This window comes from Geodermatophilus aquaeductus (assembly GCF_900182545.1).
GTDB classification, from domain to species: domain Bacteria; phylum Actinomycetota; class Actinomycetes; order Mycobacteriales; family Geodermatophilaceae; genus Geodermatophilus; species Geodermatophilus aquaeductus.
In genome coordinates, this window is record NZ_FXTJ01000007.1 from 88267 (window position 1) to 102706 (window position 14440).

Annotated in this window: 17 protein-coding genes; 3 read left to right on the top strand and 14 right to left on the bottom strand. The window is 74.9% G+C overall.

Annotation, left to right across the window (positions count from 1 at the left end; all coding sequences use genetic code 11):
- Nucleotides 1-8: 8 nt before the first annotated feature.
- Genes FN207_RS17220 through era form a run of 3 tightly spaced genes read right to left on the bottom strand, consistent with a single transcriptional unit; the run spans nt 9 to nt 2466 of the window.
- A complete protein-coding gene (locus FN207_RS17220; RefSeq protein WP_142459703.1) occupies nt 9-773 on the bottom strand; it encodes an isoprenyl transferase in 765 nt (254 codons plus the stop codon).
- A complete protein-coding gene (gene recO, locus FN207_RS17225; protein WP_110909628.1) occupies nt 763-1551 on the bottom strand; it encodes a DNA repair protein RecO in 789 nt (262 codons plus the stop codon). The genes FN207_RS17220 and recO overlap by 11 nt, the downstream gene beginning before the upstream one ends.
- The gene (era, locus tag FN207_RS17230) at nt 1552-2466 is read right to left on the bottom strand and encodes a GTPase Era (RefSeq protein WP_142459704.1); all 915 of its coding nucleotides are present in this window, start codon (nt 2464-2466) and stop codon (nt 1552-1554) included. It abuts the gene before it with no gap.
- 174 nt (nt 2467-2640) lie between these two features.
- On the opposite strand from era, the gene acmB reads away from it, so the two are divergent.
- Nucleotides 2641-3864: a methyl acetate hydrolase AcmB gene (acmB, locus tag FN207_RS17235; protein WP_142459705.1), complete on the top strand. Its 1224-nt coding sequence runs from the start codon at nt 2641-2643 to the stop codon at nt 3862-3864.
- A gap of 67 nt (nt 3865-3931) precedes the next feature.
- Here acmB and FN207_RS17240 read toward each other — a convergent pair whose 3' ends face one another.
- From FN207_RS17240 to hrcA, 9 genes are all read right to left on the bottom strand, one after another.
- Entirely contained in the window at nt 3932-4264 is a 333-nt protein-coding gene (locus tag FN207_RS17240; RefSeq protein ID WP_142459706.1) for a cytidine deaminase, read from the bottom strand.
- 6 nt (nt 4265-4270) lie between these two features.
- Nucleotides 4271-5602: a hemolysin family protein gene (locus tag FN207_RS17245; RefSeq protein WP_142459707.1), complete on the bottom strand. Its 1332-nt coding sequence runs from the start codon at nt 5600-5602 to the stop codon at nt 4271-4273.
- A gap of 4 nt (nt 5603-5606) precedes the next feature.
- Nucleotides 5607-6110, bottom strand: a complete 504-nt coding sequence (gene ybeY, locus FN207_RS17250; protein ID WP_110007122.1) for an rRNA maturation RNase YbeY — start codon at nt 6108-6110, stop codon at nt 5607-5609.
- Nucleotides 6111-6115: 5 nt separating this feature from the next.
- Nucleotides 6116-7219: a PhoH family protein gene (locus tag FN207_RS17255; protein WP_221888258.1), complete on the bottom strand. Its 1104-nt coding sequence runs from the start codon at nt 7217-7219 to the stop codon at nt 6116-6118.
- A 106-nt stretch (nt 7220-7325) separates the two neighbouring features.
- Complete coding sequence (locus FN207_RS17260; RefSeq protein ID WP_142459708.1) at nt 7326-8153, bottom strand: enoyl-CoA hydratase/isomerase family protein; 828 nt, start codon at nt 8151-8153, stop codon at nt 7326-7328.
- A gap of 61 nt (nt 8154-8214) precedes the next feature.
- The gene (locus FN207_RS17265) at nt 8215-8574 is read right to left on the bottom strand and encodes a histidine triad nucleotide-binding protein (RefSeq protein WP_142459709.1); all 360 of its coding nucleotides are present in this window, start codon (nt 8572-8574) and stop codon (nt 8215-8217) included.
- Nucleotides 8575-8703: 129 nt separating this feature from the next.
- Entirely contained in the window at nt 8704-9486 is a 783-nt protein-coding gene (locus tag FN207_RS17270; RefSeq protein WP_142459710.1) for a 16S rRNA (uracil(1498)-N(3))-methyltransferase, read from the bottom strand.
- Nucleotides 9483-10619 carry a molecular chaperone DnaJ gene (gene dnaJ, locus FN207_RS17275; RefSeq protein WP_142459711.1) on the bottom strand — a complete coding sequence of 379 codons (1137 nt, stop codon included), beginning with the start codon at nt 10617-10619 and terminating at the stop codon, nt 9483-9485. The genes FN207_RS17270 and dnaJ overlap by 4 nt, the downstream gene beginning before the upstream one ends.
- 14 nt (nt 10620-10633) lie before the next feature.
- Entirely contained in the window at nt 10634-11653 is a 1020-nt protein-coding gene (gene hrcA / locus FN207_RS17280; RefSeq protein ID WP_142459712.1) for a heat-inducible transcriptional repressor HrcA, read from the bottom strand.
- 253 nt (nt 11654-11906) lie between these two features.
- Here hrcA and FN207_RS17285 point away from each other — a divergent pair, with 253 nt between their 5' ends.
- Together FN207_RS17285 and FN207_RS17290 are read left to right on the top strand one after the other, a co-directional pair.
- On the top strand, nt 11907-12221 hold the full coding sequence (locus FN207_RS17285; RefSeq protein WP_425459855.1) for a type II toxin-antitoxin system VapB family antitoxin: 315 nt from the start codon (nt 11907-11909) through the stop codon (nt 12219-12221).
- Entirely contained in the window at nt 12218-12688 is a 471-nt protein-coding gene (locus FN207_RS17290) for a GNAT family N-acetyltransferase (RefSeq protein ID WP_246066134.1), read from the top strand. Before FN207_RS17285 ends, FN207_RS17290 begins: the two co-directional genes overlap by 4 nt.
- Here the strand turns inward: FN207_RS17290 and FN207_RS17295 are convergent.
- Together FN207_RS17295 and FN207_RS17300 are read right to left on the bottom strand one after the other, a co-directional pair.
- The gene (locus FN207_RS17295) at nt 12683-13300 is read right to left on the bottom strand and encodes a response regulator transcription factor (RefSeq protein WP_110909597.1); all 618 of its coding nucleotides are present in this window, start codon (nt 13298-13300) and stop codon (nt 12683-12685) included. The genes FN207_RS17290 and FN207_RS17295 overlap by 6 nt on opposite strands.
- Complete coding sequence (locus tag FN207_RS17300; RefSeq protein WP_142459713.1) at nt 13297-14427, bottom strand: sensor histidine kinase; 1131 nt, start codon at nt 14425-14427, stop codon at nt 13297-13299. Before FN207_RS17300 ends, FN207_RS17295 begins: the two co-directional genes overlap by 4 nt.
- Between the last annotated feature and the right edge of the window lie 13 nt (nt 14428-14440).

Below are 14440 nucleotides of genomic sequence, written 5' to 3' on the forward strand. Positions count from 1 at the left end.
CCCGGCGCTCAGGCCTTGCCGAAGCGGCGCTGGCGCGAGGCGTACTCCTCGCACGCGGCCCACAGGTGCCGGCGGTCGAAGTCGGGCCAGAGGGTGTCGAGGAAGACGAACTCGGCGTAGGCCGACTGCCACAGCAGGAAGTTGCTCGTCCGGTGCTCCCCGGAGCTGCGCACGAACAGGTCGACGTCGGCCATGTCGGGCTCGTCCAGGAACCGGGCGACGGTGGACTCGTCGACCTTGGCGGGGTCGAGCCGGCCGGCGGCAGCCTCCCAGGCGATCGCGGCGGCGGCGTCGGCGATCTCGGCGCGACCGCCGTAGTTCACGCACATGGTGAGCGTGAGGACGTCGTTGTCGCGCGTGAGCTCCTCGGCGACCTCGAGCTCCTTGATGACGCTGCGCCACAGCCGCGGACGGCGGCCGGCCCAGCGCACCCGGACGCCGAGCTCGTGCATCTCGTCGCGGCGGCGGCGGATGACGTCGCGGTTGAAGCCCATGAGGAAGCGGACCTCCTCGGGGCTGCGCCGCCAGTTCTCCGTGGAGAACGCGTAGGCGCTGATGGCCTTCACGCCGAGCTCGATGGCGCCCTCGACGCAGTCGAACAGCGAGGACTCCCCCGCCTCGTGACCCGCCGTCCGGGGCAGGCCGCGCTCCTTGGCCCAGCGGCCGTTGCCGTCCATGACGATCGCGACGTGCCCGGGCACCCTGTCGGCGGGGATCGACGGCGGCCGGGCGCCCGACGGGTGCGGGTTGGGCGACTTGACCTCACGCCTCACTCAGCAGGCCCGCTTCCCGCCTCGGGGCGACGTCGGAGCGGTCGACCAGCGGCAGCGAGCGCAGGCCGCGCTCGAGGTGCCACTGCAGCAGCGCGGCCACCAGACCGCTGCCCTCGCGGCGCTGCGGGTTCTCGCTGGCCTCGGCGGTGTCCCAGTCCCCGGACAGCAGCGCCTCCAGGTGCTCGATGGTGACCGGGTTGGGCATGGCCGAGCCGGTCGGGCGGCAGCCGGGGCAGACGGTTCCGCCGGCCGGGACGGAGAAGTGCCGGTGCGGGCCGGTGACGCCGCAGCGGGCGCAGTCGCCGAGCGCCGGCTCCCAGCCGGCCACCGACATCGCGCGCAGCAGGAAGGCGTCGAGGACGAGCCCGGACGGGTGCGTGCGCTCGGCCAGGGCCCGCAGCGCGCCGATGACGAGGAGGAACAGCCGCAGCGAGGGCTCCTTCTCCTCCGCCGTCAGCCGGTCGGCGGTCTCCAGCACCGCGGTGCCGGCGGTGTAGGCCGGGTAGTCGGCGGCGATGACCGAGCCGTAGGAGCGGATCGACTCCGCCTGGCTGACGATGTCGAGGGTGCGGCCGGTGTAGAGCTGCAGGTCGACGTGGCTGAACGGCTCGAGCCGCGCGCCGAACTTGCTCTTGGTGCGGCGCACGCCCTTGGCCACCGCCCGCACCTTGCCGTGCCGGCGGGTGAGGACCGTGACGATCCGGTCGGCCTCCCCCAGCTTGTGGGTGCGCAGGACGATCCCCTCGTCGCGGTACAGCGACTTCGGTGTCGTGCTCACTCAGTACCCCAGCCGGTTGAGCTTCTTGGGGTCGTCCTGCCACTCGCCCAGGACGGTGACGTGCAGGTCGAGGTGCACCCGCGCGCCGAGCAGGTCCTCCAGCCCGGCGCGGGCCTCCGTGCCGATCGCCTTGATGACCGACCCGCCCTTGCCGAGCAGCATCGGCTTCTGGCTCGGGCGCTCGCAGTGCAGCAGCGCGTGCACCTCGACCAGCTCCGCGCCCTCCCGCTTGGGGTCGGGGCGGCGGTTCAGCTCCTCGACGGTGACGGCGAGGGAGTGCGGCACCTCCTGGAACACCTTCTCCAGCGCCGCCTCGCGGATCAGCTCGGAGATCTGCCGGTCGGTGTCCTCGTCGGTGGTCTGCTCGTCGGGGTACATCGGCGGGCCCTCGGGCAGCAGGCCGACGAGCAGGTCCTCCAGCAGCTCGACCTGGTCGCCCCGCACCGCGCTCACCGGCACGACCTCGGCGGCCTCGACCAGCGCGCTGGCGGCCACCAGGTGCTCGGCCACCTGCTTCTTGCTCGCGGCGTCGGTCTTGGTGACGACGACGACCACCGGCGCCGTGACGTCCTTGAGCTGCCGGGCGATGAACCGGTCACCGGTGCCCACCGGCTGGTCGGCGGGGATGCAGAAGACCACGACGTCGACCTCGGAGAGCGTGTCGCGGACGACGTCGTTGAGGCGGCGGCCGAGCAGGCTCTTGGGCTTGTGCAGGCCGGGGGTGTCGACGAGGACGAGCTGCCCGCCGGGCCGGTGCACGACGCCGCGGATGGCGTGCCGCGTGGTCTGCGGCCGGTTGCTGACGATGCCGACCTTCTCGCCGACCAGCGCGTTGGTCAGCGTGGTCTTGCCCGCGTTGGGACGGCCCACCAGACAGGCGAAGCCGCTGCGGTACGGCTGGTCCGGTGTGCTCACCCGACCAGTCTCCCACTGCTCACCGACACGCCCGCTCCCCCCGCACCGGCACCGCGGGGGTGATGCACCCACCACCGGGATGTGTCGTGCGCCACACTCTGCCCGCTCAGTCCATCGGGAGGCGGGCGTCACGGTGTCCGGTCCCGGCACGTTCCGGCGACCCCAGGAGGACCCATGACGATCAGCCCCGCCCAGACGCTCCGCGAGGCCGGGGACGCCGTCCTCGATGCTGTCGTACGGGCCGACGCGCCCGTCGCCGGCGTCGTGGCCATGGTCACCGACCGGGAGGGCACCGTGTACGAGGGCGCGGCCGGCGCCCGCCGCCTGGGCGGTGGCGACCCGATGACCCCCGACACCGTCTTCGCCCTGTTCTCGACCACCAAGGCGGTCACGGCGACGGCCGCCCTGCAGCTCGTCGAGGAGGGGCGCCTCGACCTCGACGCCCCCGCCCGCCTCCACCTGCCCGAGATCGGCGAGCTGCGGGTGCTCGACGGCTTCGACGACGACGGGTCGCCGCGCACGCGCCCACCGAAGCGGGACATCACGACGCGGCACCTGCTGACCCACACCGCCGGGTTCGGCTACGACTTCTTCAACGAGCACTACAACCGGCTGGCGACGGAGCACGGGCAGCCCAGCGTCATCACCGCCAGCCGCGCCTGCCTGCGGACACCGCTGCTGTTCGACCCCGGCGAGCGCTGGGAGTACGGCAGCAACGTCGACTGGGCCGGCCAGGTGGTGGAGGCGGTCACCGGCGAGCGCCTGGGCGACGTCTTCGCCGCGCGGGTCTTCGAGCCCCTCGGCATGCGGGACACGACCTTCCACCTCGACGACCGGCTGCGCGCGCGGGCGGCGACCATGCACGCCCGCGGCGCGGACGGTTCGCTCTCGCCGATGGACGGCTGGGAGCTCACCCCCGACCCCGAGGTCCACATGGGTGGACACGGCCTCTACGGCACCGTCGGGGACTACCTGCGCTTCATCCGCATGTGGCTGGCCGACGGCCGCGGCGAGCACGGCGTGGTGCTGCGGCCCGAGACGGTGGAGATGGCCGTGCAGAACCACCTCGGGGACCTCAAGGTGACGGCGCTGCCCGGCGTGATCCCGGCGCTGTCCAACGACGCGGAGTTCTTCCCGGGGGTGTCGAAGTCCTGGTCGCTGCCGTTCATGGTCAACGACGAGCCCGCCCCGACCGGCCGGCCGGCCGGCGCGCTGGGGTGGGCCGGCCTGGGGAACCTCTACTACTGGATCGACCGCACCAACGGCGTCGGCGGCTTCTGGGCGACGCAGGTCCTGCCGTTCGGCGACGCGACCTCCTTCGGCGGTTACCTGGAGTTCGAGACGGCGGCCTACCGCGCGCTGACCGCGGATCCCGACCCGCCGGGCACCCGGTCGTGAGGGCGGCGGTCAGGCCCGCGTGATCGCGCCCGGGGCGTCCGGTCCGCGGCGCCCCGGGCGGTCCCGCTCAGGCGGTCGCGCGGACGACCCCGTCGGGGCCGGCGAGGAACACCGGTGCGGAGGCCGTCAGGTCGTGGACCGCGGCCAGGCCCTCCTGCTCGATCGCGTCGGCGTCGGACACGACGGCCGCCGCCTCCAGGCCCTCGACGCCGCTGGAGACCGCCGCGGCCACCGCCGCCTGCAGCGCCGACAGCCGCAGCGAGGGCAGCGCGACGCTGGCGGCGACGTAGGTTCGCCCGTCGGTGTCGCGGACCGCGGCGCCCTCCGGGGCACCGGTGCGGCCGCGGGCGGAGCGGGCGAGGGTGACGAGCTTGGCGTCCTCGGGCTGCAGGTCGGGCACGAGCGCCTAGCTTTCCACCGTGGCCGGCACCTCGACGCGGGTGGCCCCGGACTGGTGCTCCGGGTCGGTGTCGGGTGCCCGGGACACGAGGATCGTGTCGATGCGGTTGCGCCGCCCGCCGGCGTTCTCGGCGACCAGCCGCAGGCCCGCGACCTCCGCCGCGGACCCCTCGATCGGCACCAGCCCGAGCTCGCGCGCCAGCAGGCCGCCCACGGTCTCGACGTCGTCGTCCTCGGGCAGCTCGACGTCGAAGAGCTCGGCGAGGTCCTCGACCGGCAGCCGGGCGGTGATCCGCACCGACCCGTCGTCGAGGTGCTCGACCGGCGGCCGCTGGACCGCGTCGTGCTCGTCGGCGATCTCGCCGACGATCTCCTCGAGGATGTCCTCGATCGTCACCAGCCCCGCGAAGCCGCCGTACTCGTCGACGACGACGGCGATGTGCGTGCGGCGGGCCTGCATGTCGCGCAGCAGCTCGTCGACCGGCTTGGACTCCGGCACGAACGCCGGCGGGCGCATGAGCTCCTCGACCCGCGGGCCGCGGCCCTCGCCGAGGTTCTGCGACCGGCGCACGAGGTCCTTGAGGTAGACGATCCCGACGACGTCGTCGACGTTCTCGCCGATCACCGGGATGCGGCTGAACCCGCTGCGCAGCGCGAGGGCCAGTGCCTGCCGGAGGGTCTTGGTGCGCTCGATCCACACGACGTCGGTGCGCGGCACCATGACCTCGCGGGCGATGGTGTCGCCCAGCTCGAACACCGAGTGGATCATGTTGCGCTCGCCGGACTCGACGACGCCGCGCTCCTCGGCGAGGTCGACGAGCTCGCGCAGCTCGACCTCGGTGGAGAACGGGCCGTCGCGGTAGCCGCGGCCGGGCGTGATCGCGTTGCCCACGAGGATCAGCAGCCGGGTGACCGGGCCGAACACGCGGCCGAGCAGCCGCACCAGCCCGGCGGTGGCCAGCGCGATCGGGTAGGCGTGCTGGCGGCCGAGGGTCCGCGGCCCGACGCCGATGAGCACGTAGCTGACCACCGTCATCACGCCGGCGGCGGCCAGCACCGCCTGCCAGGTGCTCTCCAGCAGCCCGTAGACGACGACGCCGACGAGCACCGCGGCGACCATCTCGCAGACGATGCGCAGCAGCAGGAGCAGCGCCACCAGGCGGGCGCGCTCGTCGAGGACGCGCTTGAGGCTCGCCGCGCGGCGGACACCGTCGCGGCGCAACTCGTCGACGCGGGCCTTGGACACCCGCTGCAGCGCGGCGTCCATGGCACCGAAGGCGCCGGCGAGCGGGACCAGGCAGATCGCGACCACCAGCAGCGTGACCGCACCGGCGCTCATCGGGTCACCGGGTCCCGGGACCCCGTTCGGCCGGCTCGCCGGTGACCGGCTGCCGCGGAGCCGAGCGCCAGCCCTCGAGCAGGCGGGTCTGCAGCCCGAACATCTCCCGCTCCTCCTCCGGCTCCATGTGGTCGTAGCCGAGCAGGTGCAGCACGCCGTGGGTGGCCAGCAGCAGCAGCTCGTCGTCCATGGAGTGGCCGGCGGCGCGGGCCTGGCGGACGGCGACCGACGGGCACAGCACGACGTCGCCGAGCAGGGCGGGGCCGGGCTCGGGGTCGTCGGGGCGGGCGGTGTCGAGCTCGTCCATGGGGAAGGCCAGGACGTCGGTCGGGCCCTTCTCCCCCATCCAGCGCTCGTGCAGCACGGACATGTAGTCCGGGTCGACGCACAGCACCGACAGCTCGGCCATCGGGTTGACGCCCATCTCGCCGAGGACGTACCGGCAGATGCCGGTCAGCTCCGCCTCGTCGACGGCGATCTCGGACTCGTTGGCGACCTCGACGGGCACGCCGCTCAGCTCCCCTGCCGGCGCGGCCGCGCCGTGCGGGCCGGGGCCGAGGAACCCGGCGCGCTCTGCTGGCGGGCGGTGTCCCAGCGCTCGTAGGCGTCGACGATGTCGCCGACCAGCCGGTGGCGCACGACGTCGGAGCTGGTCAGGTTGGCGAAGTGGACGTCCTCGATGCCGTCGAGGATCTCGCGGACGATCCGCAGGCCGCTCTGCGCGCCACCGGGCAGGTCGACCTGCGTCACGTCACCGGTGACGACGATCTTCGAGCCGAAGCCGAGCCGGGTGAGGAACATCTTCATCTGCTCGGCGGTGGTGTTCTGCGCCTCGTCGAGGATGACGAACGCGTCGTTGAGCGTGCGTCCGCGCATGTAGGCCAGCGGGGCGACCTCGATCGTGCCCGACTGCATGAGCCGCGGGATCGACTCGGGGTCGACCATGTCGTGCAGCGCGTCGTAGAGCGGGCGCAGGTAGGGGTCGATCTTCTCGCTGAGCGTGCCGGGCAGGTAGCCCAGCCGCTCGCCGGCCTCGACCGCGGGGCGGGTGAGGATGATCCGGTTGACCTGCTTGGTCTGCAGCGCCTGCACGGCCTTGGCCATCGCCAGGTAGGTCTTGCCGGTACCGGCCGGGCCGATGCCGAAGACGATGGTGTGCGCGTCGATCGCGTCGACGTAGCGCTTCTGGTTCAGCGTCTTGGGCCGGATCGTGCGCCCGCGGCGGCTGAGGATGTCCAGGCTGAGGACGTCGGCCGGCCGCTCGGAGCCGCCGCTGCGCAGCATGCCGATGACCCGGCGGACCGAGTCCGGCCGGAGCGCCTGGCCGGTGCCGAGCAGCGCGATGAGCTCGTCGAAGACGCGGACGGCGAAGGCGTTGTCGGCCGGCAGGCCGGTCACGGCGATCTCGTTGCCGCGCACGTGCACGTCGGCCTCGAGCTCGGCCTCGACCAGTCGCAGCAGCTCGTCACCGGAGCCGAGGAGGGCGACCATCGACACGGAGTCGGGGACGGTGATCGTGGTGCGGACGGCGGCGGGCGCGGCGCTCGCGAGGGTGCTGGCGTCGTCGACCGCGGCGGCCTGCAGCGAGGCCTCGCGGGACGTGGGAGCGCCCGCCACGGGGACGTTCGGGGAGGTGTCGGGCAAGAACCCTCGACCCTGCCTTTCCTGGCACGGGGTTGTGACCCCGTCGATGCTACCCGCGCGCGTCGAGGAGGAAGCGCGCTCAGCGACCCCGGTAGGTGGCCTGCCCGGGGCCCTCGTCGAGGAAGGAGGCCACCGCGCCGCGCAGGTCGGCGGTGCCGAACAGCGGCCCGGACACCTGCGGCGTGATCTCGTCGGCGGCCCGCACGCCGTGGCGGACCGCGGTGGTGACCAGGCGCTTGGTGGCCGCGTGGGCCAGCGTCGGGCCGGCAGCGACGCGGTGGGCGTACGCGCGGGCGGCCTCGGCGAAGCCCTCGTCGGGCAGCACGCGGTTGACGACGTCCCACCGCTCGAGGACCGCGGCCGGGTAGCGCTCGCCGGTGAAGACGAGCTCCTTGGCCCGTGCCGGCCCGGCCCGCTCGGCCAGCCGCTGCGGCCCGCCCATCGAGGGGGTCAGGCCGACGACGATCTCGACCAGCCCGAACGAGGCCCGCTCGGCGGCGAGCAGCACGTCGCAGGCCAGGGCGAACTCGAACGCGGCGGTGAGGGTGAGCCCGTGCGCGGCGAAGACGGTGGGGACCGGCAGGTCCTCCAGCGTCTGGGACACGCGCAGCAGCCGCGCCCACAGCGCCGTACCGCGCTGTTCCGGGTCGGGGCCCTCGGCGATCGCGCGGAAGGCGGTGACGTCGACGCCGCCGGAGACGACCTTGCCGCGCGCCTCGAGGAGCACCGCCCGCGCGCGGTCGGGCCGGCCGGGCTCGGTGAGGGCGACCAGCTCGGCGACCGCGGCCTCGAAGCCGGCGAACACCGACTCGTCGAAGAGATTGAGCGGGGGCTTGTCCAGCACGACGACGGCGACGTCGCCGTCCCGCTCGATCCGGACGGGGGCGGCGCTGCCGGCGTCGGTCATGCCCGCCACCCTGCCACCCCCGTCCCCGGCGGCAGGAATGGCCATTTCTGCCGCCCCGGGGTCAGCCGGGAGGCCAGGTGAGCGGGCGGCCGCCCAGGACGTGCAGGTGCAGGTGGTGGACGGTCTGCCCTGCGGCCGGGCCGGTGTTGGCCACCAGCCGGTAGCCGGGCTCGGCGCCGTCGTCGGTGACCAGGCCCTCCTGGACGGCGACCGCGTGCGCGGAGGCCACCACGTCGGCCAGCAGCTGGGGATCGGCGCCGACCAGCAGCCCGGCGGTCGCGTGGTGCTCCTTGGGGACCACCAGCACGTGCGTCGGCGCCTGCGGGTTGACGTCGCGGAAGGCCAGCGTGCGGTCGGTCTCGTGCACGACGTCGGCAGGGATCTCCCGGGCGACGATCCGGCAGAACAGGCAGTCGTTCACCCGGCCGACCCTAGGGGGCGCCGACCCGTGCGGCGCGGCGTCCTGGCTCACCGTGACGCGTCCTGGCTCACCGTCGACGCTGAGTCAGGACGCAGCACGATCAGGTCACCTGATCGTGCTGCGGCGGCGTCAGGACCAGCGGGAGCGGGCGGAGAGCGCGGCCAGCGCGGCGGCGCCGGCGGTGGAGGTCCGCAGCACCTCGGGGCCGAGCCGCACCGCCTGGGCGCCGGCCGCGCGCAGGGCCACGACCTCGCCGTCGGTGAGCCCGCCCTCGGGGCCGACGACGACCGCCACGGTGCCCGACGCCGGCAGCTCGACCCCGGCCAGCGGGCGGCGGGCCTGCTCGTGCAGGACGAGCGCGAGGTCGACGTCGGCCAGCTCGCCACACACCTGGCGGGTGGTCATCAGGCCGGCGACCTCGGGCACCCGCGGCCGGCGCGACTGCTTCGCCGCCGCCCGCGCGGCGGCCCGCCACTTGGCCAGCCCCTTGTCGACGCGGTCCTCCCGCCAGCGGGTCACGCAGCGGGCCGCGGCCCACGGGATGACCCGGTCGACGCCGAGCTCGGTGGCGAGTTCGACCGCCAGCGGCCCGCGGTCGCCCTTGGGCAGCGCCTGGACCAACAGGAACTCCGGCTCGGGCGCGGGCACCTCGTGGCGGGCGGTCACCCGCACGCGCAGCCCGGCCGGGCCGGCGTCGACGACGACCCCCTCGATCAGCGCGCCGCGGCCGTCGCCGACCCGCACCGGCTCGCCCGGGGCCAGCCGCACGACGTCGACGGCGTGCCGCCCCTCCGCGCCGTCGACGAGGACCTCGTCGCGGTCGAGCAGCGCCGCGGCCGGCAGCTCGTCCAGCAGGAACAGCGGCGCGCCGTCGAGGGCGGGCCGGGCGTCGTCAGGGGCGGGAGCGCTCACTTGAACGGGTTCCGGACGCGGGAGAACAGCCCGCCGTGCGCCTCCGCGGAGGGTCCGGGGCGGTCCTCGCCGCGCAGCACGGCCAGCTCGCGCAGCAGCTTCTCCTGCTCGGCGTCCAGGCGGGTCGGCGTCTGCACGTCGACGTGCACCAGCAGGTTGCCCCGGCCGGTGGCACGCAGCCGCGGCGCGCCCTGGCCGCGCAGCGTCAGCACGGTGCCGGCCTGCGTGCCCGGGCGGACGTCGACGTCGGTCTCCTCGCCGTCGAGCAGCGTGAGCGGCAGCGTGGTGCCGAGCGCGGCCGCGGTCATCGGCAGCGCCACGTGGCAGTGGAGGTCCTCGCCGTCGCGGGTGAAGACCTCGTGCGGCCGCTCGCGGATCTCCACGTAGAGGTCGCCCGCGGGGCCACCGCCGGGGCCGACCTCGCCGCGGCCGGTGAGCCGGATCCGCATGCCGTCCTCGACGCCGGCGGGCACCTTGACCGGGATGGTCCGGCGGGCGCGGACGCGGCCCTCGCTGCCGCACTCGGGGCAGGGGTCGGGGATGACCTGGCCGGTGCCGGCGCAGGTCGGGCACGGCCGGCTGGACACGACCTGGCCGAGGAAGGAGCGCTGCACGCTCTGCACCTCGCCGCGCCCGGAGCAGGTGGTGCAGGTGGTCGGGTGGGTGCCCGGGGCGGTGCCGGCGCCGCTGCAGGTGCCGCACAGGACGGCGGTGTCGACGGTGATGTCCTCGGTGGTGCCGAAGACCGTCTGCTCGAGGTCGAGCTCGAGGCCGATCAGCGCGTCGTCGCCGGCGCGGACGCGGCTGCGCGGACCCCGACCACCCACCCCGCCGCCGAAGAAGGCGTCCATGATGTCGCCGAGCCCGCCGAAGCCGGCCCCGCCGAACGGCGAGCCGGCGGCCGCGCCGGCCCCGCTGTCGAAGGGGTCGCCGCCGAGGTCGACGATGCGCCGCTTGTCCGGGTCGGTCAGCGCCTGGTACGCGCGGCTGACCTCCTGGAAGCGCTCCTTGGCCCCGGGGTCGGGGTTGACGTCGGGGTGCAGGTCGCGCGCCAGCCGGCGGTAGGCCTTCTTGATGTCGGAGTCGGAGGCGCCCCGGGCGAGTCCGAGGACGCCGTAGTAGTCGGTTGCCATCAGCTGTCGAGACCTCAGCTCCCGGCCAGCAACTGGCCGACGTAGCGGGCCACGGCTCGCACCGCGGCCATGTTGCCTGGGTAGTCCATGCGGGTCGGGCCGACGATGCCCAGCCCGCCGAGTGCCCGGTCGCCCGAGCCGTACCCCACCGACACGACCGACGCACCGGCCAGCGCCTCGTAGGCGTTCTCCTCGCCGATGCGCACGAGCACGGCACCGCCGCTGTCGACCTCGCTGATCAGCTTGAGGACGACGACCTGCTCCTCCAGCGCCTCCAGCAGCGGCCGCAGGCTGCCCGGGTCGACGGCGACGCGGGCCAGGTTCGCCGTCCCGCCGACGAGGAGGCGGTCCTCCCCCGGCTCGACCAGCGTCTCCACCAGCGCGGCGCTGACGGCCGCGACCAGCGCCCGCAGGTGCGGCGGCGCGGTGTCGACGACGTCGGGCACCTTGCTCCCGGCGTCGGCGAGCTTCGCGCCGGTGAACGCCGCGTTGAGCATCGCGCGCAGGTCGGCGACGTCGTCGCGGGTGACGTCGACCGGGCAGTCGACGATCCGCTGCTCGACGCGGCCGGTGTCGGTGATGAGGACCACCAGCAGCCGCGAGCCGGTGAGCTGCACGACCTCGAGGTGGCGGACGGCGCTGCGCGACAGCGTCGGGTACTGGACGACGGCGACCTGGCTGGTCAGCTGGGCCAGCAGCCGCACGGTGCGGCCCAGCACGTCGTGCAGGTCGACGGCGCCGTCGAGGAACCGCTCGATCGCCTTGCGCTCGGCGGCCGAGAGCGGCTTGACCGCCGAGAGCCGGTCGACGAAGAGCCGGTAGCCCTTGTCGGTGGGCACCCGGCCGGCACTGGTGTGCGGCTGGGTGATGTAGCCCTGCTCCTCGAGCACGGCCATGTCGTTGCGGATGGTGGCCGGCGAGACGCCGAGGTCGTGCCGTTCGGCCAGGGCCTTGCTGCCCACGGGGTCGTTGGTGGAGACGAAGTCCTGGACGATGGCCCGCAGGACCTGCAGGCGCCGTTCGTCGTGCGCCACGGTGACACCTCCCCGAACCGGTCGACGTCGCCGTGCGGGGAGCCGCGGGGCCCCGGCCTGTCCGCTCCGGAGGGGCCGGGCGGGCTGGCACTCGCACGGACCGAGTGCCAATCCAGCATACGTCGAGGGAGCCGTCCCGTCGCGGACGCGAGGGCGTCGGCACCCCGGAGGGGGCGCGGCGGGGCAGGAGGGCGGCCGATAGGCTGGCCGGGGTCGGAACGGGTGCGCAGGTCGGACGGAGGTCGGGTCCCTGATCTTCAAAGCGGTGCGGAGCGGGCGTCCCTATCCCGAGCACGGCCTGTCCACCAAGGACTGGGCGATGATCCCGCCCCGGCAGATCCGGCTCGACACGCTGGTCACCACCAAGCGCGAACTGGCGCTCGACACCCTGCTCGCCGACGACTCGACCTTCTACGGCGACCTGTTCCCGCACGCCGTCCAGTGGCACGGCGACCTCTACCTCGAGGACGGCCTGCACCGCGCGCTGCGTGCGGCCCTGCAGCAGCGCTCGGTGATCCACGTCCGGGTGCTCGACCTCGACGCGCTGATGCCCGCCAACCTGGCGTGAGCGGGCTCGCCCGGCTCGACGGCGGGGTGCTGCTGCGCGAGGCCACCGCCGACGACGTCCCCGCGGTCGTGGCGCTGCTGACCGACGACCCGCTGGGCGCCGGCCGGGAGTCGGCCGACCTCGCTCCCTACCGCGCGGCGTTCGCCGCCGTGGACGCCGACCCCGCCCACCTGCTGGTCGTGGCCGAGGACGGCGGCACCGTCGTCGGCACGCTGCAGCTGTCGTTCCTGCCCGGGCTCTCGCGCGGCGGCGCGCTGCGCGCCCAGGTCGAGGGCGTGCGGGTGGCCGCGGCCCGCCGCGGGACCGGGCTGGGCGCGGCGATGCTGCGCTGGGTGGCCGAGGAGTCGCGCCGCCGCGGCTGCGCGCTGGTGCAGCTCACCACCGACACCCGCCGGCCCGACGCCCACCGCTTCTACGAGCGGCTCGGCTACGTCCCCTCCCACATCGGGATGAAGCTGGAGTTATAACCAGCCCTTGTCGGCGGCGACGCGGGCGGCCTCCACCCTCGTGCGGGCGCCGGTCTTCCCGATCGCCGAGGACAGGTAGTTGCGCACCGTCCCCTCCGACAGGAACAGCCGCCGGGCGATGTCGGCGACGGTGGCGCCGTCGGCGGCCTCGCGCAGCACGTCGGCCTCGCGCGCCGACAGCGGCGTGGCCCCGATCGCCAGCGCCGCGGCGGCCAGGTCCCGGTCGATGACCCGCTCCCCCGCGACGACGGCCCGGATCGCCGTCGCCAGCTCGGCCACCGGCGCGTCCTTCACCAGGAACCCGGCCGCGCCGACCTCCATGGCGCGGCGCAGGAACCCGGGCCGGCCGAACGTGGTCAGGACGACGGCGCGCACCGCGGGCAGCTCGGCGGCCAGCTCGCGGGCGGCCTCGATGCCGTCGCGCCCGGGCATCTCGATGTCGAGCAGCGCCACGTCGGGGCCGTGCTCGCGGGCGGCGGCGAGCACCTCGTCGCCGCGGCCGACCTCGGCGACGACGGTGATGTCGGGCTCGAGCTCGAGCAGTGCCCGCAGCGCGCCGCGCACCATCGACTGGTCCTCGGCCACCAGCACGCGGATGACCCGGTCGCTCACCGGGCCACCGTCTGCGGCGCCGTCTCCCGGACCGGGGCCACCAGCGGCAGCACGGCGCGCAGCTCGTAGCCGCCGTCGGGTCCGGCGCCGCCGGTGAGCCGGCCGCCGAGCGCGCCCACCCGCTCGGACAGCCCCGCCAGGCCGGAGCCGGGCTCGCTGTCGTCGGTGGGGCCCCGGCCGTCGTCGGCCACGGTGAGCACCGCCTCGGCACCGTCGTCGGCCAGGGACACCGTCACCGACCGCGCGCCGCTGTGCCGCAGCACGTTCGTCGTCGCCTCGCGGACCACCCAGCCCAGCGCGGCGTCGACCGGCCCGGGCAGCGTGGGCACGCGCGCCGGCACGCGGACGGCGATGCCCGCGCCCGACAGTGCCGAGCGGGCCTCGGCCAGCGCCTGCGCGCAGCTGACCTGGCGGTAGCCGCTGACGGCGTCGCGGACCTCGGCCAGCGCGCGGCGGGCGGCGGCCTCGACGTCGGCCATCTCGGCGCGCGCCCGGGCGGGGTCGGCCTCGGCCAGCCGCCCGGCGAGCTCGCTCTTGAGCGCGATGAGCGACAGGCTGTGGCCGAGCAGGTCGTGCAGGTCGCGGGCGAAGCGCAGCCGCTCCTCGGCGACGGCGTTGCGCGCCAGCTCCTCGCGCGCCTCGGCGAGCTCGTTGTTGACCTCGACCAGGTGGCGGGTGCCGCGCAGCCCGAAGGCGGTGAGCAGGCACATCACCGGGAGGATGAACAGCTCGCCGAGCATGCCGTGAGCGGCGACGACGGCAGCACACACCGCCGCGGCCGCGACCACCGCCGGCCACACCCAGCGCGACGGGAGCGCCGCCGCCGAGGCCGCGGACACGTAGATCATCAGCCCGGCCCACGACGGCCCGAGCCAGACGGCGAGCACGACGGCGAGGACCGCGACGAACGCCAGCCGGGACAGCGCCGGAGGGCCCCAGCAGCCGCCGCCGAACGCCCGCCGGAACACGTCGAGGTAGACGACGGTGAACGCCACCAGACCGGCGCCGGCCAGCACCAGGGCGGCGAGCGGCCGGTCGGTGGTGGCGAGGTCGGCGACCGGGAAGAACTGGAACAGCAGCCAGGGCAGCGCCCAGCCGATGCGCTGCCACCGGGTGCGGGGTTCCACGGCGATCGACCGT